At 59.2% G+C, this 20906-nt stretch carries 17 protein-coding genes; 9 read left to right on the top strand and 8 right to left on the bottom strand.

What is annotated here, in order from left to right; genetic code table 11:
- Nucleotide 1: 1 nt before the first annotated feature.
- Nucleotides 2–316 (bottom strand): ferredoxin, encoded by a 315-nt coding sequence (locus tag CBB62_09410; GenBank protein OUT42464.1) that lies wholly within the window; start codon nucleotides 314–316, stop codon nucleotides 2–4.
- A 21-nt stretch (nucleotides 317–337) separates the two neighbouring features.
- Nucleotides 338–1390 (bottom strand): ferredoxin--NADP(+) reductase, encoded by a 1053-nt coding sequence (locus tag CBB62_09405; GenBank protein ID OUT42732.1) that lies wholly within the window; start codon nucleotides 1388–1390, stop codon nucleotides 338–340.
- A gap of 234 nt (nucleotides 1391–1624) precedes the next feature.
- Between CBB62_09405 and CBB62_09400 the strand changes: the two genes are divergently transcribed.
- Nucleotides 1625–2749, top strand: a complete 1125-nt coding sequence (locus CBB62_09400; protein ID OUT42463.1) for a TIGR00266 family protein — start codon at nucleotides 1625–1627, stop codon at nucleotides 2747–2749.
- Nucleotides 2750–2815: 66 nt separating this feature from the next.
- Here CBB62_09400 and CBB62_09395 read toward each other — a convergent pair whose 3' ends face one another.
- Nucleotides 2816–4096 (bottom strand): hypothetical protein, encoded by a 1281-nt coding sequence (locus tag CBB62_09395; protein OUT42462.1) that lies wholly within the window; start codon nucleotides 4094–4096, stop codon nucleotides 2816–2818.
- Between the two features lie 106 nt (nucleotides 4097–4202).
- The gene (locus CBB62_09390; GenBank protein OUT42461.1) at nucleotides 4203–5402 is read right to left on the bottom strand and encodes a hypothetical protein; all 1200 of its coding nucleotides are present in this window, start codon (nucleotides 5400–5402) and stop codon (nucleotides 4203–4205) included.
- A gap of 145 nt (nucleotides 5403–5547) precedes the next feature.
- On the opposite strand from CBB62_09390, the gene CBB62_09385 reads away from it, so the two are divergent.
- The 7 genes from CBB62_09385 to CBB62_09355 all read left to right on the top strand — a co-directional run bounded on the left by CBB62_09385 (nucleotide 5548) and on the right by CBB62_09355 (nucleotide 13834).
- Nucleotides 5548–6498 carry a hypothetical protein gene (locus CBB62_09385; protein OUT42460.1) on the top strand — a complete coding sequence of 317 codons (951 nt, stop codon included), beginning with the start codon at nucleotides 5548–5550 and terminating at the stop codon, nucleotides 6496–6498.
- A 29-nt stretch (nucleotides 6499–6527) separates the two neighbouring features.
- Nucleotides 6528–7703: a hypothetical protein gene (locus tag CBB62_09380; GenBank protein ID OUT42459.1), complete on the top strand. Its 1176-nt coding sequence runs from the start codon at nucleotides 6528–6530 to the stop codon at nucleotides 7701–7703.
- A 31-nt stretch (nucleotides 7704–7734) separates the two neighbouring features.
- Nucleotides 7735–8643: a squalene synthase HpnC gene (locus CBB62_09375; protein ID OUT42731.1), complete on the top strand. Its 909-nt coding sequence runs from the start codon at nucleotides 7735–7737 to the stop codon at nucleotides 8641–8643.
- Entirely contained in the window at nucleotides 8640–9578 is a 939-nt protein-coding gene (locus CBB62_09370; protein OUT42458.1) for a hypothetical protein, read from the top strand. Before CBB62_09375 ends, CBB62_09370 begins: the two co-directional genes overlap by 4 nt.
- On the top strand, nucleotides 9579–10868 hold the full coding sequence (locus CBB62_09365; GenBank protein ID OUT42457.1) for a hypothetical protein: 1290 nt from the start codon (nucleotides 9579–9581) through the stop codon (nucleotides 10866–10868).
- 215 nt (nucleotides 10869–11083) lie between these two features.
- Nucleotides 11084–13093, top strand: a complete 2010-nt coding sequence (locus tag CBB62_09360) for a squalene--hopene cyclase (GenBank protein OUT42730.1) — start codon at nucleotides 11084–11086, stop codon at nucleotides 13091–13093.
- A 12-nt stretch (nucleotides 13094–13105) separates the two neighbouring features.
- Nucleotides 13106–13834 carry a hypothetical protein gene (locus CBB62_09355; GenBank protein ID OUT42456.1) on the top strand — a complete coding sequence of 243 codons (729 nt, stop codon included), beginning with the start codon at nucleotides 13106–13108 and terminating at the stop codon, nucleotides 13832–13834.
- On the opposite strand, the gene CBB62_09350 is transcribed toward CBB62_09355, so the two are convergent.
- Both CBB62_09350 and CBB62_09345 read right to left on the bottom strand, forming a co-directional pair.
- Complete coding sequence (locus tag CBB62_09350) at nucleotides 13802–14974, bottom strand: hopanoid biosynthesis associated radical SAM protein HpnH (GenBank protein OUT42729.1); 1173 nt, start codon at nucleotides 14972–14974, stop codon at nucleotides 13802–13804. The two genes, CBB62_09355 and CBB62_09350, sit on opposite strands and share 33 nt — an antisense overlap.
- Before the next feature lie 63 nt (nucleotides 14975–15037).
- The gene (locus CBB62_09345; protein ID OUT42455.1) at nucleotides 15038–16015 is read right to left on the bottom strand and encodes a 4-hydroxy-3-methylbut-2-enyl diphosphate reductase; all 978 of its coding nucleotides are present in this window, start codon (nucleotides 16013–16015) and stop codon (nucleotides 15038–15040) included.
- 249 nt (nucleotides 16016–16264) lie between these two features.
- On the opposite strand from CBB62_09345, the gene CBB62_09340 reads away from it, so the two are divergent.
- A complete protein-coding gene (locus CBB62_09340; GenBank protein ID OUT42454.1) occupies nucleotides 16265–17179 on the top strand; it encodes a farnesyl-diphosphate synthase in 915 nt (304 codons plus the stop codon).
- A 26-nt stretch (nucleotides 17180–17205) separates the two neighbouring features.
- Here the strand turns inward: CBB62_09340 and CBB62_09335 are convergent, their stop codons facing one another.
- Entirely contained in the window at nucleotides 17206–18198 is a 993-nt protein-coding gene (locus CBB62_09335) for an NAD-dependent dehydratase (GenBank protein ID OUT42453.1), read from the bottom strand.
- On the bottom strand, nucleotides 18195–20876 hold the full coding sequence (locus CBB62_09330; GenBank protein ID OUT42452.1) for a hypothetical protein: 2682 nt from the start codon (nucleotides 20874–20876) through the stop codon (nucleotides 18195–18197). Before CBB62_09330 ends, CBB62_09335 begins: the two co-directional genes overlap by 4 nt.
- Nucleotides 20877–20906 lie beyond the last annotated feature (30 nt).

Here is a 20906-nt window from a genome sequence, read left to right as displayed (position 1 = left end):
ATTACATGTCTTCCGGTGCCAGAGTGACCTTCAGACCGTCATACTCGGGATTGAAGATGATCTGGCAGGACAGGCGTGAGTTGTCCTCAACCTCAAGTGCATTGTCGAGCATGTCAATTTCCTCGTCCGTCGGCTCGGGCAAGCGCGCTTGCCATGTCTCGTCAACATAGACGTGGCAGGTGGCGCAGGCACAGGCCCCGCCGCACTCTGCCTTGATCGGCAGGCCGTGGTCCCGGATGATTTCCATCACGCGCCAGCCTTCGATTGCGTCGAGGCTGTGTTCCACGCCGTCGCGGTCGGTTACCAGTATTTTCATCGTGTTTTCTGTCTCTGGGGATTAAACGCCGAGCTTCTTCTGCAGGTCGGAGCTTGAGGTTGTGTATTGGAAGCGCAGGCGGTCATTCGGGCGCACATAGCGGAATGCCTGCTGGGCGGCGAGGGCAGCCTCGTGGAAGCCTGACAGGATCAGTTTCAGTTTGCCCGGATACCAGTTGATATCACCGATGGCGAAGATGCCCGGCTGGCTGGTCTCGAATTTCTCGGTATCGACCGGGATCAGGTTCTCATGCAGGTTCAGACCGAAATCCGCAACCGGGCCAAGCTTCATGGTCAGGCCGAAGAACGGCAGCAGGGTATCGCATGCAATATCGTACTGGCCTTTTTCCTTGCTCTCGACAGTGACGCTCTCAAGCACGCCATCGGTACCGTTGAGACGCTTCATCTTGGCGATCTCAAGGTTGATCTGACCGCTCTCGGCCAGTGCCTTCATCTTGTTCACGCTGTCCGGGTGGCCACGGAAACCGTCGCGGTGATGGATCAGAGTCAGGCTCTCGGCGAGAGGCTGCAGGTTGATGGTCCAGTCGAGGGCACTGTCGCCGCCACCGGCAATCATCAGGTTACGGCCACGGAACTTCTCCATCTGACGGACAGAGTAGAACACGCTGCTGCCTTCAAAGGCATCGATGCCTTCCAGCGGCGGTTTCTTCGGCATGAAGCTGCCACCACCGGCAGCGATCATGATGACCGGTGCCTCGATAACCGTGCCATTATCGGTTGTGGCACGCCATTTGGTGTCATCGCCGGTACGCTGCAGCTCAACCACCATCTCGTTGAGGTGGAAGGTCGGATCGAATGGCGCAATCTGCTCCATCAGGCGGTCGGTAAGTTCCTGACCGGTGACCACGGGCAGGGCCGGGATGTCATAGATCGGCTTCTCCGGATACAGCTCCGCGCATTGTCCGCCCGGCTTGTCGAGAATATCGATCAGATGTGCCTTGAGGTCGAGCAGGCCAAGCTCGAATACGGCAAACAGGCCAACCGGACCCGCGCCGATGATAATCACATCGGTCGACAGGGTTTCACCTGCGGCAATCTCGGCGGCGTTGGTCATCTTGTTCATCTCGGACAATCCTGAAGCGATCAGTGGAATGTGCTGCTTGTATATATGGGGACTATGACGGTGCTTTTGCCGAGCGTCATGCCCAATGTCAATGCGGGGCACCGGAATTGTACCGTTTTACAACAGATTTTGCCGGGATCGCGATATCTGTCATCAGGGGTGCCGGGCGGCAGTTGATTTGTTATCAATAGGCCGTGGTTAGGCTTTCGCTGAAGGATATTCTCAATGGCTAAATGGTGGATCGCAACCCGGACCGGTGTTTCCGGGCCTTTTGACACAGATGCAGTACGCGAACAGGTGCATCAGGAGCCGTATTCCTGGGTCTGGCTCGACGGCAAGACGGTCTGGCGTCCGGCCCAGAAGATTCGGGCGGTTCAGGCCGTTGACGAAAATGGTGTACCAATTCCGATCCCGAACAAGGACGTTATGGCCCCAATGCCCGACGGGCCGCCAGCGGGTGCCACCCTGCCACCGGGTTTTGATGACAGTCCGTCTCTTGGCGACCGCGATCTTGAGATCGAGGCAGCATCGGGCGGCTTCGGTTCTGCGGGGATAACTGACGGCATTGATTTCCGCATCGTCGGTAATGAGATGCAGTTTGTCGAGATCGAGCTGGACCCCGGCGAGAGCGCGATTGCCGAGGCGGGCGGTATGATGTTCAAGGCCCCGGAGATCGAGATGCAGACCATCTTCGGCGATGGCAGCAACCAGACCGAGGGCTTTATGGGCAAGGCATTCGGTGCGGCCAAGCGGGTGCTGACCGGTGAGAGCCTGTTCATGACCGTCTTTACCCATAGCGGCAGTCGGGGCAAGGCGCATGTGGCCTTTGGCGCGCCCTATCCGGGCAATATCGTGGCGGTCAATCTGGAGGAACTGGGCGCCGATCTGATTGCCCAGAAGGACAGTTTTCTGGCGGCGTCCAAGGGCGTCAGTGTCGGACTTCACTTCCAGCGCAAGGTTCTGACGGCACTGTTCGGCGGTGAAGGCTTCATCATGCAGAAACTGACCGGCGATGGCTGGGCGTTCCTGCATGCCGGCGGCTCGGTTGTGCGCAAGGACCTGAAGCCGGGCGAGGAGCTCCACGTCGATACCGGCTGTATCGTCGGCTACACCGGCGGTTGTGAGTTCGAGATCATGCAGACCGGTGGGGTCAAGACCATGCTCTTCGGCGGCGAGGGGCTGTTCTTTGCCCGGATGCGTGGCCCCGGCACGGTCTGGTTGCAGAGCCTGCCATTCTCCCGACTGGCGCGCCGCATGTTTGCTGCCGCCCCACAGGGTGGCAACCAGAAGCAGGGCGAGGGCTCATTGCTCGGCCAGCTAGGCAATATGATGGATGGTGACGGCTTCTGATCCGTTTTAAGGCAGTCCAGCGATAAGCAGACAAGCAAACAACAGCGTGCCTATTTGATTATTCGGTTAGGCGCGCTGTTTGTCTTTCTTGCGCTGCTCATAGGCATTGGGGCCGAAGACGATGGTTTCCTGCTGCTCGATATAGGTGCCGAGCTGTTCAACCTTGTTATCCCGCAGACAGGCCCGGATCGGATCGCCGGGGTTGTCCGGTTCGGTGAACAGGAAGCGCACGAATGGTCCCCATGAACGCAAGGTCTGGTGCAGTACACAGACAAGGCCATCGGCCAGAAGCTGGGTCGCGCGGTTGCCGAGTGCCAGTTCCGAAATCTGGATGATTGCGTTGAGGGTTTCCTCAATCGACCCGGCATGCATGGTAGTCAGGACAAGGTGACCGGAGGTGGCGGCCCGCAGTACCTGGTTCGCGGCATCCGGTGAGCGGATTTCGCCGACCAGCAGATAACGCGGGTGCCAACGCAGCGCCGATTTCAGACCAAGCGCCCAGTCGGCATCCTTGTCCACCTCGGTCTGGAAACAATAACCACCTTCGCCATGCTCGCCCTGTAACTGGTACTCGACCGGGTCTTCGAGCGTATAGGCCAGATGGCCATAGGTTTTCAGGAAATAGCTGAGCAATGCGGTACAGGACGTGGTTTTGCCGTGACCGGTTGCACCGGAGACGATCACCAGACCCGTACGTTTGCCCAGTCCCTGCAGATGCGGGATCAGTTGCGGGTTGAAGCGCAGCTCGGCAAGGCTCGGCACATCATCGGAAACCCGGCGCAGGGCGGTCCATGTCTGGCCGTTCGAGATACGGCGACGGGCACCACGCAGGCGCATGCCGTCATGAATAACGCTGAAATCGTCTTTCTGGATCGGCATGATCTGCTGGCGCAGCCGCTCGAGATCCTGACGATATGCCTTGGGCACGAGCAGGTTGCCCTGACGCAATCCCTTCTTGGCCATGGGGCAGAAGCGGGCCTCGCCCTCTGAATCGAGGCGGAGATACAGGTCAACAAAGGGCAGAGAACGGATGCTGCGCTGATTGGCGCCGAGATTGACCGGGCTGGCTGGAGATGTGGGCTTTTGTGCGCCAGCTTTCGCACCATCGGCAACCTTGTCGCGGTCGATCTTCAGCGTCGGGCGCTTGGTGCGTGCCTGCTCACTGTCGGCTTCAGGCTTTTTCGGGGTGCCACGAAGCAATGCGCCACGGCGGCGGTCATTGTCGGGTGAATTGATGATACGGGAGGCATTTTCACTGGCAGGACGCAAGCCCTGACGCGCTGCTGCCGGTGCGGCGTTGGCCGGTTCTTCGGTCTGTGCCGTGTCTGGCTGATCGGGTGTCGTCATAGTGTTATTGATACCATGAGCGCCGCAGGAATATGAAACGCTTAATGCTCTTAAAGGTTAATTCTGTTGGTAAAAACTGCAATTTCCCAGCGAAAGATGCACGGCATTAAATATTACCGCCGAGGCGGTGCCATTCTGTGACGGCCATCATGATGTGATAGAGGCTGCTCGCCGGGATCATCCCGGATAAGGGTGCTCCATTGTCATCGATCTGATCGCACCAGTAACCGTGTTCCCGGTCGAGATAGAAACGGAACAGCGTCGACAGTCCATCGGCGGCCAATGCGCGGGATGCCGGGTTGCCGGTGATGGCGTGATGGGCGAGGCCAGCCTTGATCATTTCGGTCTGTGGCCAGAGGCGGGCGCTGGCCGACAGGGCCGTACCACGACGGTCGACACTGTCGATTGCGACAGGCAGGCCATCCAGTTGTCGCACGCCATATTTCAGGGTGAAGTCATAGAGTGCCGTGGCGTGCTCGATAACGCTGTCATCACCGGACAGCTCGGCATGGCGCTGTAACAGCCAGACCCATTCGAAATGGTGGCCGGGCTCCCGTAAAGCACCGTCGCTGCCCGCTGCCGGTTGCCAGTCATGGGTGAAGAACTCGCCCAGTGAGCCGGTTTCCCGGTCAAGGAAACGGGTGCGGAACAGCTCAATGATCTTCGCTGCACGGTCGAGAAAGGCTTTATCCCCGGTCGCCTCATACAGCGCCAGAAATGCCTCGAGCAGATGCATGTGCGGGTTTTGGCGTCGTGGGAGCGTGGTGCCCGGCAGGAAGGCATTTTGCCCATCGAGCAACCGTTCCTCGACAAAACCGCCATGCTCGCTCTCCGCCATATAGCGGTCGAGGAAGTCGAGTGTCGCGGCGATCAGGGGCGTGGCTTCTGCATCACCGGTTGCGCGCTGATACCAGCCAAGTGCGAACAAGATGAAGGCAAGGTCATAACAGTCGCGGCGGCTGTCCAGCAGTGTGCCGCTCGGGGTTATCATATGCACCCAGCCCGGAATATCAGCCTGCAGCCCATGCACCTTCAGGAACCCAAAGCCACGATTGGCTACATCGGCAAAGTGCTGATCGCCGGAGAGGTGATAGGCATGACTGAAAACATAGAGCTGCCGCGCCTGCACCCTGATGCGGGTATAGTCATCATCGGGAACCTGTGCCCGATAATCCAGCCGCTCTATAAAGCCACCGGTCTTGTCATCCACACCGCGCTCAGCCCAGAAGGGCAGGCAGGTATCGAGCATCCAGCCGAGCGGATCGAGTGGTGCTGATTGCGGTGAAATGGTGACCAGATTGCTCATACGAAGATAGGGGCGGGTGGCAGGTGTGTGTAATCCTCTATGATGTGAGCCAGGCTCGCATCCTGCTTCTGGTATAGCCCAGCCGCCGTGCTTAAATGGATGAAATCTCGACGCAGTCTGCTAAATCACCATCAGGAGGGCGAAGATGTCACTGAAACACGATGCTACACGAACCAGGGTCGGGCTTGCCCTCGGCAGCGGTGCGGCGCGTGGTTGGGCGCTAATCGGTATTGTCCGGGCGCTAGCTGAGGCCGGCTTCGAGCCTGATGTCATTGCCGGCACTTCGATCGGGGCGATTACCGGGGCTGCAATCCTGACCGATCAACTGACGGCACTCGAGGATTATGCCCGCAACCTGAAGTTCCGCGACATTGTCGGCGCACTCGATATCACCATGTCACAAGGCGGGCTGGTCTCTACCGACCGTATTGCCAAGGACATTCAACTGCACATCGAGGATCGGTCGATTGAATCCCTGCGCAAGCCATTTGCCTGTGTCGCGACCAATCTCGCCAGCGGGCGAGAGGTATGGTGCAATCGCGGCTCGATCAAATCGGCGATATGGGCGTCTGCTGCCATGCCCGGCCTGTTTCCGCCGGTTGAGCGGGACGGGCGCTGGCTGATCGATGGCGCATTGGTCAACCCGGTGCCGGTCTCGGTCTGCCGGGCCATGGGGGCGGATATCGTGATCGCCATCAACCTGAATGCCGACCTCTCAAGCCTGCCACGTTTGGAGAAAACCGGCTCTGCGGTAGAGGAGGCAACGATACCCGAGGATGCGGGCTGGTTGCAGGGCAGCTTTACCAGCGTGTTCGGTGATCGCGGTAAGTCATGGTTCGATACCTTCACCAGCAAGAAAACCGCACGCCCCAACCCGATCGAGATACTGGTCGGGTCCACCGATATCTTTCAGGATCGAATGTCACGGGCACGGCTTGCCGCCGACCCGCCGGATGTGCTTATAGAGCCACCGCTCGGGGCATTCGGGGCGCTGGACTTCCAGAAGGCTGATGAACTGATCAAAATTGGGTATGAGCATACCAGATCAATGGTGTCGATGATCGAGAAGGATATGCGGCGCTATGAGAACCATTAACCATCACTCTCAACCCGGTCGGGATATACATGATCTGGTGTCTGCTGCTGTTATCAACCCTTGTCTGGGGCTATCTGATTATTGCTCATGGCCAGTTCTGGCGCTGTGACCAGCGGCTCGATGCTGATCACGACACGGTTTATATCGCCCCACGTACATGGCCGCGGGTGGTGGCACTGGTTCCGGCGAGGAATGAGGCCGATGTTATTGAACAATCAGTGAAATCGCTGCTTGATCAGGACTATGCCGGACGGCTCGATATTGTGGTTACCGATGATGCCAGCGAGGATGGTACGGGTGCGATTCTGGAGCGCCTGAATGGTGATGGCCGGTTTTCCGTGGTCAGTGGCACCGGTCCCGCGCCGGGCTGGTCCGGCAAGCTGTATGCGCTGGAACAGGCGCGGACCCATGCCGACAGCAACCTGCCAAAACCGGATTATTACTGGCTGACCGATGCCGATATTGCCCATGACAAGGGGGCCTGTACGCGCCTCGTCACCCAGGCGGAGAACGGCTTTCACGACATGGTCTCGGTCATGGTACGCCTGCAGGATCGCGGCTTCTGGCCCGGACTGCTGATTCCGGCCTTCGTGTTCTTTTTCCAGATGCTCTATCCGTTCCGCCTGATCAAGGATCGGGGCAGTAAAATTGCTGGTGCGGCAGGCGGTTGCGTGCTGATCCATCGACAGGCGCTTGACCGCATCGGTGGCTTTGCGAGCCTCAAAGGCGCGCTGATCGATGACTGTACGCTGGCCGCACAGGTCAAGGATGGTGGCGGACGGATATGGCTGGGTCTCAGCCGGACCCAGTATTCAATCCGTCCCTATGACGGTCTGAAAGACATCTGGCGCATGGTCTCGCGCACCGCTTACACACAGCTGAAATACAGTCCGTGGCGGCTGCTCGGTTCCTGCATCGGCATGGTTCTGGTGTTTCTGGTGGCACCGATTGCGGTAATTGTCGCCATGGCAACGGCCTCACCGGTTCTGTGTCTGGCGGCTCTGCTGCTCTGGGGACTGATGGCGCTCGCCTATTGGCCGATGATCAGGTGGTTCGACCGACCGGGCGAGGAGGCATTCTTGCTTCCCTTTGCGGCGGCTATCTATACTGTGATGACCATCGACAGCGCATATCGGCATTGGCAGGGGCAGGGTGGTGCCTGGAAGGGCCGCCATCAGGCCGGTCTTGATGGCAAGCAGGGCTGACCTCAGAGCATTTACGGAACTTGAAGCAAGCATGACCAGTCAGGAACTGCCGATAACCCAAGATGCAGTAACGGAAAAATCCGTTCTGGCACCATCGGGCAAATCCGCCGATACGGAGAATTTTCCGGTCGCCTCCTGTCTGATTGCCCGTGAGCATCGCCCGGCGGTCATGGCCTTCTATCATTTTGCCCGCGCGATCGATGACATTGCCGATAGTGCCGAGCTGTCGCCAGAGGAAAAGATCCACCGGCTCGACGGCTTCGACGCCGCGATTACGGGCGCGATAACCGATGACCCGGCCTATGAGATTGCCCATCAGTGCCGTGTCATGCTCGGTCGTACAGGCATAACCCATCAGCATTGCCGTGACCTGATTGATGCGTTCCGGCAGGATGCGGTGAAAACCCGTTATCAGTCATGGGATGATCTGATCGACTACTGCAACCGGTCCGCCGCACCGGTCGGGCGGTTTCTGCTCGACCTGCATGGTGAGGACAAGGCGCTCTATGCTGCCTCGGACCCGCTCTGCAATGCGCTGCAGGTGATCAACCACCTACAGGACATGCAGGAGGATTACCGCGATCTGAACCGGGTCTATATCGCCGAACCCGATCTGCAGGCGGCGGGGCTCGATGCCACTGTGCTCGATACGGGCGCCATGCCTAGCGGGTTGCGCCGGATCGTGGATAACATGCTAGATAAAACCGATGACCTGCTGCGAATTTCCGCTACATTGGCGCCGTCATTACAGGACCGGCGTCTGGCAATGGAAAGCGCGGCCATTCAGGCACTTGCGGTCAGGCTCTCACAGGAACTGCGCAAACGTGATCCATTGGCCGAACGGGTTAAACTGAATAAAATCAATATGCTGATGACGGCTGTTACCGGAATTGTTTTTGGTGGCGGGTTGTTCGGTCGGCATGGAAAAGCAGCCTCATGACCACAACCGATATGACCACAGAACCCGGTCTCGACGAGGAACAGCAGGAAGCCATCGAGAACTGCGTCGATGACTGGTTCACGCAAGACCGCGCCCGAGATTATGTCCGCGAAGTGGTGGCCAAATCCGGTACGTCATTCGGTCCCGGTATGGCGATCATGTCCCGGCCACAACGGGAGGCAATGTACGCGATCTATGCCTTTTGCCGCGATGTCGACGATACCGCTGATGATGTAACCATCGGCGAGGATGTACGTCTAGACAAGCTGCAGCTTTGGCGCGACGAGATCGACGCGCTCTATAATGATGATCCGAACTGGCTGACCAGCCTCGCGCTTCTGGAGCCGGTCTATGCCTTCAATCTGCCGAAGGAAGAGTTTCTGGCGATGATTGACGGCATGGCCATGGATGCGGCGGAGACCATGCGTGCGCCGAGCCGGGAGGAGCTGGCGCTCTATACCCGCCGGGTTGCGGGATCGGTCGGAATTCTGTCCATGCGTGTGTTCGGGCCGAATGACGCCATTGCCGACAAATTTGCCCTGACCCTCGGCGATGCTTTTCAGTTGACCAATATCCTGCGCGATGTCGCCGAGGATGGCGCCCGCGGTCGGGTCTATCTGCCGCGCGAGTATATGGAGCAGTTCGGTGTCCCGGTGCCGGTGACGCCAGAGGATGTACCGGCAACACTGCATCACCCGGCGCTGGGGCAGGTATGCGCCGCGCTGGCCGATGAGGCGGCGGCACTGTACCGGGAATGCGACGAACTGGCGGTACAACTCGACAGCAGGGCCATTCGCCCGGCACGTGTCATGTGGCGGGTCTATGCTGCCTATCTGCAGGAGATGCAGGCACGCGGCTGGGCCAATCCTCTGGCGACAGTCCGGTTTTCCAAATTCAAGAAGCTGCGGCTGGCTGCCAGTGGATTATTCGGATAAATGCCCGAACAGCCCTATAACGAGACGCGCCATGTCCATGTGATCGGTGCCGGGATGGCCGGTATCTCTGCCGCCATGCATGCGAGCTATCGCGGTTTTCCGGTCAGCCTCTACGAACGCAGCAACCTGATCGGTGGACGCTGTCGTTCCTATGAAGACAAGCAACTCAACTGTCTGATTGATAATGGCAATCACCTGATGATGTCAGGCAATGCCGATATTCTCCGGCTGCTCGACTGGGCCGGTGCTACGGACCGGCTGCATATGGCGGAGACGGCACGATATGCCTTTGTCGATGTGGACAGTCAGGAACGCTGGGTGCTGGAGATCGATAAAGGACGCTGGCCCGGCTGGCTGCTCGATCCCGAGCGACGGGTGCCCGGCACGCGGATATGGGATTATCGCGGGCTGCTCGGCATCCTGCTCAACCGGGATAATCAGCCGCTGGCCGCCCATCTCGACCGGGACAGCGTGCTCTATCGACGGTTCTGGGAGCCGCTGATCCTGGCGGTCATGAACCTGCCACCGGAACAGGCTGATACCGGGTTGCTGCGCCGTGTCCTGCTCGAAACCGTCATGCGCGGCGGTGAGTACAGCCGTCCGATGATCGCGCGTAGCGGACTTGGGCCTGATCTGGTCGATCCTTGTGTTGAATGGCTCGGGATGCGCGGCACGCATGTGCAGTTCCGCAAGGTGCTGACCGGCCTGACCATGGCCGATGACCGGATTAACGAACTGCAGTTCAAGGATGCCGACCCGGTCACGCTCAATCCCGATGATGCGGTTATCCTTGCGGTTCCGCCGTCCAGTGCCGCAACGCTATTGCCGGGGTTGGTGGTGCCGGAAGAGGGCGAGCCGATCCTCAACCTGCATTTTGCCGTGCCTGATCTCAATCCAGCGGTATTGGGGACGTTTCCGGTGATCGGGCTGGTTGGTACAATCGCGCAATGGGTATTTGTCCGTGAGGGGCTTGCCAGCGTGACCATCAGCTCAGCCCGCAATCTGCCTGCGGATGATGATACGGCACTGGCCGAGCGCATCTGGCGGGAAATCGCCCCGGTTCTGGAGCAATCGGGCGATACCCTACCTGCCTATCGGCTGATCCGGGAGAAGCGGGCGACATTCACCCAGACACCGGAGAATGTCCGCAAGCGTCCGGGCAGCTATGGCCCGCCGCGCAATCTCTGGCTTGCCGGTGACTGGATCGATACCGGGCTGCCGGCAACGATTGAGGGGGCTGTGCGTTCGGGTCGTATGGCGGTTGAATCACTGGTAGAGACGGCGCCCTGAACCGGGTGGATGGGGCTGGCCCGTTTCAAAGCATTGCATATCGGCAACAGTTGTGGCCTGTTCCCGGTTACGGGGACTTGAAGCTGATGTTGCGCTGCACAGTTTTGCCTCTGATGGCCATAATGGGCTAAATAATGCGCCAATGTTACAAGTGACGGCATGTGGTGCTGATAATCTGACGGATTTACTGGGTTTCTGTGATCATGGACGGCGATATGCGCACCGGTACAGCGCTCGATAACCGACAATCCGATACCGCGATATTGGAGCAGGGGGGCACTGCGCCTGCCGCTGATGTTCCGGCGATAGACCGGGACAGGCTGGCCGCGATTGTGGCCGAGGCCGGTGACAGCCTGATTGATCTCCAACGTGATGACGGGCACTGGGTTTTCGAGCTCGAGGCCGATGCCACCATTCCCTCGGAATACGTTTTTCTGCGCCATTTCCTCGGTCAGCCTGAGCCGGAAATCGAGCGCCTGATCGGCAATTATTTGCGTGATCGGCAGCAGGAGGGCGGTGGCTGGCCGCTGTTCCATGATGGCGATATGGATATCAGCGCCAGTGTGAAAGCCTATTTCGCGCTCAAGCTGATCGGCGATGATATCGACGCGCCGCATATGGAGAAGGCGCGCCGGGCGATCCGGGCTGCCGGTGGTGCCGAGCGCTGCAACGTCTTTACGCGCATTGCTCTTTGCCTGTTCGGGCAACTGCCATGGCGCGCGGTACCGGTAATGCCGGTTGAGATCATGCTGCTGCCGGAGTGGTTCCCGTTCCACATGTCCAAGGTCAGCTACTGGTCGCGCACGGTAATCGCGCCACTGTTGATCATGATGGCGCTGAAGCCACAGGCGCGTAACCCGCGCAATGTTGATATTCAGGAGCTGTTTGTCCGTGATCCGGCCAAGATACGGAACTTTAACTCTAATCCGAACGGTTCCTCGATCGGTGAGGTGTTCATCACCCTCGACAAGGTGTTGCAGAAGACCGCGCCACTCTGGCCCAAGGGCAGCCGCCGCAACGAGGCGCTGGCCAAGGCCGAACGGTTTATTCTCGAGCGGTTGAATGGCGAGGATGGCCTCGGCGGCATCTTCCCGGCCATGGCCAATACCGTGATGGCGTTCGAAGCGCTGGGTTATAAGCGCGACCATCCGGATTTCCAGATCGCTCTTGCCAGCGTTGAAAAGCTGCTGGTGATAGATGAGGCGAAGGACATGGCCTATTGCCAGCCATGTCTGTCACCGGTTTGGGATACCTGTCTCGCGGCCCATGCGATGCTGGAGGCTGATCGTCCGGAAGCCAAGCGCTCGGTTACCGACGCACTCGACTGGCTTGTGGATCGCCAGATCCTTGATGTGCGCGGCGATTGGGCGGACCGGGCCGGGAATGTGCGTCCCGGTGGCTGGGCATTCCAGTATCGCAATGACCATTACCCCGATGTGGATGATACCGCCGTGGTCATGATGGCCATGCACCGCCATGATGCCGAGCGCTATGTCATGCCGCTGCGCCGGGCGACCGAGTGGATTATCGGCATGCAGAGCAAGTCCGGGGGCTGGGGTGCCTTCGATATGGACAATACCCATGATTACCTGAACAGCATCCCGTTTGCCGATCATGGTGCCTTGCTCGACCCGCCGACGGTCGATGTCACCGCCCGCTGCCTCTCGGCGCTGGCGCAGATCGGCTATACCAGCCGCCATCCGGCGATGAGCCGTGGTCTTGCCTATCTCAAGCGGGAACAGGAAGCCGATGGCTCATGGTTCGGGCGCTGGGGCGTGAATTATGTCTACGGCACATGGTCGGCGCTCTGTGCGCTCAATGCCATGGGCGAGGACCCGCAACAGCCCTATATACGCAAGGCCGTTGACTGGCTGAAGGCACAGCAGCAGGCCGATGGTGGTTGGGGCGAGGATTGTGCGACCTATTGGGATGACAAGCGCCAACTGGTCAAGGGCAGCACGGCATCACAGACCGCTTGGGCGGTGCTCGGCCTGATGGCAGTCGGTGAAGTGGATGATCCGGCTGTCACCCGCGGCATTCGCTATCTTGAAGAGGCCGAGCGCGACGGTGCCCGCTGGTCGGAGGAACTCTATACCGGCGGCGGTTTCCCAAAGGTGTTCTATCTGAAATATCACGGTTATTCGGCTTATTTCCCGCTCTGGGCCATGTCGCGTTATCAGAACCTGAAAAATGGTAATGATCCGCAGGTTCCATGGGGCATGTAAGCGACCGCTGTTGTGACTGGCATTTCACCGATTGGCATTATTACCGGACTAGAGCGTGAGGCGCGGTGTCTGACACCGCCCGCCATGTCACTGGCTGATTGCGACGGCTCGCTGGTGCCGCCCGTGCTCTATGCCGCTGTTGGTGGCAATGCCGCACAAATCCGCCAATCCATACAGCTTATGGTTGATCTCGGCTGCCGGGGTATTCTGAGTTTCGGCATTGCTGCCGGGCTTGATCGCATCCTGAAGCCGGGTGATCTGGTGCTGGCCGGTACCGTGGAATTGCCCACCGGTGATCTCATCAGAACCAATGCCGCATGGCGACAGCAACTGCGCCAGATGGCCAAGATCGAACGGATCAAGGTGGAGCAGGGGCCGGTCATTGGCCTTGATGATGTTATCAGTTCATCATTGGAGAAGGTGCGCCTGCATGCTGCAACCGCGGCGATGGCGGCAGATATGGAAAGCCATATCGTCGCGTTCGAGGCGCGCAAACACGGACTGCCTTTCATGGTGGTGCGGGCAATCGCTGATCCGTTCGATCACGAGGTACCATGGGTTGCCTGGGATGCCCTGACCCCGACCGGCAAGCCCAAGGTAGGGCAGGTGTTGGGTCGCCTTGCCCTGCGGCCATACCAGCTACCGGCGCTGATCCGCATTGCACTCGACAGTCGCAAGGCAATGAAGGGGCTGGAAGCGCTTGGAAGCCTAGACGGCGGCCGCTTCGGTTTTATCGGCTGATTTTTCTGATTTCCCGGTCTTCTGGGCATCGGTTTCGGCCAGATCACCCTTGGCTGTCTCAACCACCTTGTCGAAGACATAATCCGCCGGGCGCTGGTTGCTGAGGTCGATTTCCGGTGCCATCTTGCCGGTGGTTTTCGGACCGCGCAGGCTGACCAGCAGTGCCTTGATCGGATTTTTGAATGCATCCTCAACCGCCGTCGCCTCATAGCCGCAATGGGCCATACAGTCGGCACATTTCTCATAGGCACCGGTACCGTAGCTGTCCCAGTTGGTCGTCTCCATCAGCTCCTTGAAGCTCTTGGTATACCCTTCATTCAGCAGATAGCAGGGACGCTGCCAGCCGAAGATATTACGGGTCGGGTTGCCCCATGGCGTGCACTGGTACTGTTGGTTGCCAGCGAGGAAGTCGAGATACAGCGATGAATGGCTGAGCGGCCATTTCTTGCCTTCGCCACGGGCAAAGACGTCGCGGAACAGTTGCTTGGTTTTCTGGCGATGCAGGAAGTGCTCCTGATCCGGTGCCCGTTCATAGGCATAGCCGGGCGAGATGGTGGCACCCTCGACACCTAGTTCGACCAGATAGTCGAGATATTCGGCAATGTCTTCTGCCTGAAAACCATCGAAGATGGTAGCGTTTACGCTGACCCGGAACCCGGCATCCAGTGCCGCCTTGATCGCCGAGACGGCGCGGTCAAAGACGCCTTGCTGGGAAACGGCGCGATCATGGTGCTCGCGCATGCCATCTAGGTGAATTGAGAAGCTGAGATAAGGACTTGGCGTGAACTGTTTGAGCTTTTTCTCAAGCAACAGCGCATTGGTGCAGAGATAGACGAACTTCTTGCGTGCGACGATGCCCTCGACGATCTCAACAATATCCTTGTGGATCAACGGCTCACCACCGGGAATTGAGACGACCGGCGCGCCGCATTCATCGACCGCGTCAAGGCACTCCTGCACACTCAGACGGCGGTTGAGGATATCGGTCGGGTAATCGATCTTGCCACAGCCGGAGCAGGCGAGATTGCAGCGGAACAGCGGCTCCAGCATCAGCACCAGCGGGTAACGTTTGTTGCCCTTCAGCTTCTGCTTGATGAGATAGGTTGCAATGGCCGCCTGCTGGCGAAACGGGATACCCATGTTGAAATCCTTGGGATAGGTCATGCCCCGGTCAGAAGCACTGTTTGAAAGTCGTTGATCGGATCAGCTTGCGGCCTCGGTCACCGCCACATTGTTTAGACTGTCCGGCAGCTTGAAGCGGACATTTTCGATGACGCCATCAAGCGTGCGCACGGTGGTATCACGGAGCTCTGCGATCCGGGTCACCAGTTCCTGCACCACGGTTTCCGGTGCCGATGCGCCAGCGGTAATGCCAATCGTTTCGATACTGTCCAGCCATGTGGCGTCGAGATCGGTTGCGTCCTGTACCAGATAGCTCGGAACACCGGAATCCCGTCCGATTTCAACGAGCCGGTTTGAGTTCGAGCTGTTATGGGCACCAACCACGAGGATCAGGTCAACCTGACGCGCCAGTTCGCGCACTGCGGTTTGTCGGTTCTGGGTCGCGTAGCAGATATCCCGGACATCGGGGCCGGTGATCTCCGGGAAGCGCTCCTTCAGCGCCTCAATGATGCCGCGGGTGTCATCAACTGAGAGCGTGGTCTGGGTGACATAGGCGAGGCGGGCAGGATCGGCGGGCTCAAGCGCGGCCACATCCGCCTCGGTCTCGACCAGATGCACGGTGCCATCAATGCGGCCCATGGTGCCCTCGACCTCCGGGTGACCGGCATGGCCGATCAGGACAACCTCGAAGCCCTTGTCGGCATAGCGCTGGCCTTCCTTGTGCACCTTGCTGACCAGCGGGCAGGTGGCGTCCAGCACATCAAGACTGCGCTTGCCGGCATTCAACTCAACGCTTTCGGCAACACCGTGGGCGGAGAAGATGGTGACCGCGCCGGGTGGAATCTCGTCCACTTCCTCGACGAAGACCGCGCCCTTGGCGCGCAGAGTCTCGACCACACGCTTGTTGTGGACAATCTCGTGTCGGACATAAACCGGCGGTCCATGCTTGACCAGCGCGCGCTCGACAATCTCGATTGCACGTTCGACACCGGCGCAAAACCCACGCGGCTGCGCCATTATGATTTCTAGCTTGGACATGGGCGGACAGTTGCTTTTCATATAATTGGCGGCCCGCCGGTGAGTGCGAAGGCCACATACAGGCTTAAGGTTAAATGTCGGCCTTAAAAATTCAAGGTTTTCTCACAATTGGGGCCACTTGTTTTCGCAACTGCGATATACGATGCAAGTTGACAGTAGGGTGATTGATACCCATACACCCCGGTACAGTTTTACACGCACAGCCGTGCCGCCATCCGCCCGATGGCCGGATCCCGCGCCAAACAGATAACAAGTGAAGAGTTCCTGAGAATGCCAAATCTCGTCTCGATTTCAGGTTTTAAGGATTTGAGCGAAGCCATGAAGGACGTGGCGGAGATGGTCGAGGAGCAACTGGTTGAGTTGCTGCCGAGCACCGATGCGCCCGAACAGCGGCTGATGGATGCGATCAATCACGGCACCCTTGATGGCGGCAAGCGGTTGCGCCCGTTTCTGGTGATGAGCGGTGCCGATCTGTTCAAGGTTGACCGCCTGTGCTCGATCCGGGTCGCCTGTGCGGTGGAGATGGTGCACTGCTACTCCCTGATCCATGACGACCTTCCTGCCATGGACGATGCGGAAACCCGCCGTGGCAAGCCATCGGTGCACAAGGAATTCGATGAGGCGACTGCCATTCTCGCCGGTGATGCGCTGCTGACCTATGCGTTTGAGATACTGGCCCACCCATCCACCCATGCCGATCCGAATGTGCGCTGCTCATTGGTGGCCGAGCTCGCCAAGGCATCCGGGGCGCAAGGCATGGTTGCCGGTCAGATGCTTGACCTGATCGCCGAGACAGAGAAATTCGACCTTGGCCAGATCACGCGTCTGCAGCGGATGAAAACCGGTGACCTGATCGCCTTCGCCTGTCAGGCCGGTGCCATTCTGGGCCGGGCATCATCGCAGGATCGCTATGCGCTCCATGCCTATGCCCATGATCTGGGACTCGCGTTCCAGATCGCCGATGATCTGCTCGATATCGAGGGCGATGCCGATCTGGTTGGCAAGCCGACCGGGCGCGATGAGGATGCCGGTAAGGCAACCTTCGTTACCATTCTGGGGCCGGAGCGTGCACGTGCGCAGGCAGGTCTGCTGAGCCAGCAGGCGATCCAGCATCTGGCGCGGTTTGAAGAGCGTGCCGATCTGCTGCGCGAAATCGCCCGCTTCGTGGTTGAGCGTCGCAACTGATCGCTGTAACCGATTGGTTATATTTTCTAATTCAGCATCCCTGCTGATCTGAACCAGTCGATGGCATCGGCCAGCGCCTGTTCCGACGTGCCCGGATTATAGCCAAGTTCGTCAATCGCTCGTTGGCTGGAGAAGAACATCTTCTTCCGCGCCATTTTCAGGCTGTCCACGGTCATCAGCGGCGTGCCCATGCCCGGCAGATAGGCGAGACGCTCCATTGCCCAAGCGAGCGGCATCAGCGGTGTGATCGGCAGGCAGATGGATGGTGCCTTGTGTCTGGTCATATTCGCAATCATGGCAAAGATATCGCCCAGTGCCAGATCGCTGCCGCCGAGCACATAGTGACGACCGATTTTGCCCTTGTCATAGGCGAGCAGGTGACCGCGCGCCACATCAGCCACATGCACGATATTCAGGCCGGTATCCACATAGGCCGGCATCTGACCGGCAGCGGCATCGCGCACCATCTGACCGGTTGGTGTCGGTCTTATGTCATTAGGGCCGATCGGCGTTGAGGGATTGACGATAACAGCCGGTAATTGCTCGGTTTTAACCAGGTCAAATACCCGTTGCTCGGCCAGATATTTCGAGCGTTTGTAGTCCCCGGTCATCTGCGTGAGGCTGACCGGTGTTTCCTCATGACCGGGCGTGCCGTCACCGGGATTGCCGAGAGTGGCGACGCTGCTGGTATAGACGATACGGCTGACCCCGGCGGCAAGCGCTGCCCGCATCAGGGCGTCGGTGCCATCTACATTGGTCCGGTACAGGATCGAGGGATCCCTAACCCAGAGTCGATAATCGGCTGCCACATGGAACAACCCGTCACAGCCCTTGAGCGCGGCTTGCAGGCTGTCCGGCTCGGTAAGGTCTGCTGTAACCCGCTCGGCATCCAGCAGGTCGAGATTGCCGGTCGGGCTTGAGGCACGGGACATGAGGCGTACGGTCTCGCCACGCTCGATCAGCGCTTTCGCCACGGCAAAACCGACAAATCCACTGGCACCGGTCACGAGTATGGTCATGGCGCCACCTGTCCGATGCTACGCTTGCGGCGCCTGAAGACGGCCATGAAGGCAGGCAGAAAGACCAGCGTTGTCAGCAGGGTAGCGCCAATCGCTATCATCAGCAGCAGACCCATGCTGGCGGTGCCCGGATGCGGCGAAATCGCAAGGGAGCCGAATGAGGCAACCGTGGTCAGGGCGCTCAGGGTAATGGCCTTGGGGGTCGCGGTCTGTTCAACCGACATGGCAGTTTCGAGGCTTTCCGGGCCGCTATGCTGCACCTGTCGCTGACGCCAGACCATGTGGATCGAACTACAGACGCCGAGGGCGAACAGCAAGGGCAGGGCAATAACATTGGCAAAATTGAACGGCTGTTCGATCAGCACCGCAACCGCAATGGTGATGGTGGCAGCCAGTATCAGCGGCAACAGGGTCAGCATGACATCCCGTGGCTTGCGCTGGATCAGGAGCAACAGGATCAGGATGCCGACAATTGTAATGCCGGTTGCCTCGATAAAGGCATTGGCGACGGCGTCAGATGCGCCGGTGATGATGATCGGGGTGCCGGTCGCGTCCGGTGCGATACGCAGCACCGCCTCGGCAAACCGGGCCATGTCTGCATTGCTGGTGATCGGTGTGGCCGGCAGAACATCGAGGCGCAGGCGGCCATCGGCAGTCCGCCAATCACGAACCAGCGCAGGCGGCAGGTCATCAATCGATGCGCCAGTACTGTTAATGCCGGTACGTAACTGATTGAGAAATTGATGCAAAAACACACCAACCAGCCTGTTGATGCGAGCTAGTGCAGCCGGGTCGTCAGCATATTGTTCCCGGAACTGCTCGATGCTGGTTTTCAACTGCAACAGTGAGGCATTCAGCGTGGGTGCACGCTCCAGCGCCTGCAGCAATACTGCCAGCGCATCGGCGCTGTCATCGGCGGCGGGTACCTGCCATTCAGGCGGTAGAGCGGACAGGGTTGGGCCGATGATAAAGCCGAGATCAAACAGCCGGTCGAGCTTGTCATCCTGCTCACGCGGTATGAAATCATTGAGGCTGATAATGCTGCCGATTTCCGGTGATTGCGCAAAGGCTTGCCGCAGGCGCCGCTCATCCCCGGCATTATCGGCGAGCAGCTGTGCACGATATGGTGTGGTCAGAGGTTGTTCGGTCAGCTGTTTGAAAACATTGACAGATGCGCTGTTCGGATCACGCAGGTTCAGCGGATTCACATCGAATTCAATCGCCACGGATGCCACAAGGCTGGCGATGAACAAGAGCAAGCCGAGCAGGCTGATCGGGCGGGCATGGCGATCCATGAAACTGCCGCGCAGCAGGTCGAGCGAGCGGCTCTGCGGCTGGCGCGGCTTCGGCAGTATCGCCAGCAGGGCCGGCAGCAGGGTGAAGGAGCACAAGCCCGCTACCACCATGCCGAGAGCGGAGATAATGCCCAGCTCGGCAAGACCGAGATAGCTGGTCGGCATGAAGGCCAGAAAGCCGACCAGTGTGCAAAGCGTACAGAGCAACAGGGGAATGCCGACACCATATTGCCCGGCGGCATGGACCAGAGCGCGTCGCTTGTCGGATATGAGGGCGAGAGCTTCCCGGTAGCGCAGGGCGAAGTGAATGCCGAAATCCACCGCCAGTCCGACAAACAGCACGGCAAAGGCAACCGAGATCAGGTTGAGCGTGCCAACGGTCAGTGCCGCAGCACCCGCGGTCAGTACCAGCCCCGAAACAAGGGTGGTCAGGATGGCAGCAATCATGGTGATGGACCGCAGGCCAAAGCCGAGGATCAGGGAGACCAGCACGAAAGAGATGATCCCGGCGCGTCCGGCACCGATAATGACGGTCTCCATCTCCTCCTGTGCCAAGACCGGGCCGCCGGTGAGGCCGATACTTGCCTGATCGATGATGGTATCATTATCAAAATCAAGGCGTTGTGCAGTTTCTCTGATGGTTTTGAGGGCACGGGCAGCGGGCAGCAGTTGCTGCCGGTCCAGTACCGGGTAGATGGTCAGAACCTCCCGATATGGCGGACCGGATACGCCGATCCCGTTTTCCATCTGAAAGACCGAAGACCATGGCAGGTAACCGGGATCGCCCGCCATTTCCGACTGCATGGTATCCGACAGAGCGGTGCTGAGCGGTGAGAGCATATCGAGGCTCTCGGGCGGTGCCATATCCTGTTCAACCGCTGTAACCAGATCATTGTAGAGCCGGGCAATGCCGGTGATGTCAGGGGCAGCGGCGAGGGCGGCCACCATCGGCTGGGCCTCGGCCAGTTGATCGGCAAGGCGGTCGAGTTGCTCGACACTCAGGAACAGCAGGCCATGTTCGGTGAAATAGGGCAGCCCCGCCGGGTATTGCACGCTCTCGATCGCGGTGACCTCATCGGCCAATGCGGCGGCGAGCTCACCCGCACGTTTGAGCGCCAGTTCCGGGGTTTCCGCCTCGACCACCGCCAGAATCGCGCCACGCAGGTCCGGGAATGCCGCGACATAGCGGTTGTAACTCTGACGGAACGGTACATCTTCATCGATCATGGCCGTTGTGTCGGTATCAACCGCCAGATGGGTGGCAGTATACCAGCCCGCGAGCACGGTCAGTCCCATAAAGGCCAGCAATACCGGGCTGGCAAAGCGTGTTGACCATCCGGTTATGGTTGCGAGGCTGTGTCCGAGAATGGAGTTGAGGGCCATTGGTACCGAGCTTTCCGGACGGCGTTCGGG

Source organism: Micavibrio sp. TMED2, assembly GCA_002168225.1.
In the GTDB taxonomy this organism is placed as follows: domain Bacteria; phylum Pseudomonadota; class Alphaproteobacteria; order TMED2; family TMED2; genus TMED2.
Note: the sequence above shows the minus strand (reverse complement) of the source record. Positions and strands in the feature narration are given on the sequence as shown.

Excerpts from the sequence above, each read along its gene's own strand:
- CBB62_09410 (OUT42464.1), bottom strand. The coding sequence starts at position 316 with ATGAAAATACTGGTAACCGACCGCGACGGCGTGGAACACAGCCTCGAC.
- CBB62_09405 (OUT42732.1), bottom strand. The coding sequence starts at position 1,390 with ATGACCAACGCCGCCGAGATTGCCGCAGGTGAAACCCTGTCGACCGAT.
- CBB62_09400 (OUT42463.1), top strand. The coding sequence starts at position 1,625 with ATGGCTAAATGGTGGATCGCAACCCGGACCGGTGTTTCCGGGCCTTTT.
- CBB62_09395 (OUT42462.1), bottom strand. The coding sequence starts at position 4,096 with ATGACGACACCCGATCAGCCAGACACGGCACAGACCGAAGAACCGGCC.
- CBB62_09390 (OUT42461.1), bottom strand. The coding sequence starts at position 5,402 with ATGAGCAATCTGGTCACCATTTCACCGCAATCAGCACCACTCGATCCG.
- CBB62_09385 (OUT42460.1), top strand. The coding sequence starts at position 5,548 with ATGTCACTGAAACACGATGCTACACGAACCAGGGTCGGGCTTGCCCTC.
- CBB62_09380 (OUT42459.1), top strand. The coding sequence starts at position 6,528 with ATGATCTGGTGTCTGCTGCTGTTATCAACCCTTGTCTGGGGCTATCTG.
- CBB62_09375 (OUT42731.1), top strand. The coding sequence starts at position 7,735 with ATGACCAGTCAGGAACTGCCGATAACCCAAGATGCAGTAACGGAAAAA.
- CBB62_09370 (OUT42458.1), top strand. The coding sequence starts at position 8,640 with ATGACCACAACCGATATGACCACAGAACCCGGTCTCGACGAGGAACAG.
- CBB62_09365 (OUT42457.1), top strand. The coding sequence starts at position 9,579 with ATGCCCGAACAGCCCTATAACGAGACGCGCCATGTCCATGTGATCGGT.
- CBB62_09360 (OUT42730.1), top strand. The coding sequence starts at position 11,084 with ATGCGCACCGGTACAGCGCTCGATAACCGACAATCCGATACCGCGATA.
- CBB62_09350 (OUT42729.1), bottom strand. The coding sequence starts at position 14,974 with ATGGGTATCCCGTTTCGCCAGCAGGCGGCCATTGCAACCTATCTCATC.
- CBB62_09345 (OUT42455.1), bottom strand. The coding sequence starts at position 16,015 with ATGAAAAGCAACTGTCCGCCCATGTCCAAGCTAGAAATCATAATGGCG.
- CBB62_09340 (OUT42454.1), top strand. The coding sequence starts at position 16,265 with ATGCCAAATCTCGTCTCGATTTCAGGTTTTAAGGATTTGAGCGAAGCC.
- CBB62_09335 (OUT42453.1), bottom strand. The coding sequence starts at position 18,198 with ATGACCATACTCGTGACCGGTGCCAGTGGATTTGTCGGTTTTGCCGTG.
- CBB62_09330 (OUT42452.1), bottom strand. The coding sequence starts at position 20,876 with ATGGCCCTCAACTCCATTCTCGGACACAGCCTCGCAACCATAACCGGA.